This is a genomic window from Streptomyces sp. HSW2009 (assembly GCF_040240285.1).
In the GTDB taxonomy this organism is placed as follows: domain Bacteria; phylum Actinomycetota; class Actinomycetes; order Streptomycetales; family Streptomycetaceae; genus Streptomyces.
This window is the reverse complement of the sequence record NZ_JBEHZD010001152.1, coordinates 1-458: the sequence shown is the minus strand read 5'-3', so window position 1 is coordinate 458 and position 458 is coordinate 1. Positions and strand designations below refer to the sequence as shown.

1 protein-coding gene is annotated in these 458 nt (G+C 82.1%); it reads left to right on the top strand.

Annotation, left to right across the window (positions count from 1 at the left end; genetic code table 11):
* Positions 1-163: 163 nt before the first annotated feature.
* Positions 164-458, top strand: a 295-nt coding sequence (locus tag AAHZ94_RS35000; protein ID WP_349997677.1) for a DUF2510 domain-containing protein, incomplete at its 3' end; no start/stop codon positions are given.

Genomic DNA, 458 nt, shown 5'->3' with positions numbered 1-458 from the left:
GCGTATATTCGCGTGGGCCCGGGTCGCCCGCGGGCACCGCTCCCCCGCCCCAGCGGCGGCCCGCCGCGGCGCCCCCCCCCCCCCCCCCCGGCCGGGCCCGGCAGGGAAGTTGGCCCGGGGGCGTACGCACCGCAGGGCCTGGCCATAGGGTGACGGGGTGAGCATGACGACACCTCCCGGCTGGTACCCAGACCCCGACCACCAGGGCCCGGGGCCCGCCCCCGAGCGCTGGTGGGACGGGAGGGCCTGGACCGAAAGCCGGCGCGCCGCGCCCTCGGTGCACGACGCGCAGACCATGCTGGCCACGCCGCTCGGCGCCCCGCCGGCAGGCCCGGCAGGCCCTCCGCCGGCCGGCCCCGCGCCGCAGGCGCCGCCCGGCACGGCCCCGTACGGCTATCCGCAGGCCCAGCCGCCCGGCTACCCACCGGCGGCCGGCGCGCCCTACGGCCAGCCGGGAC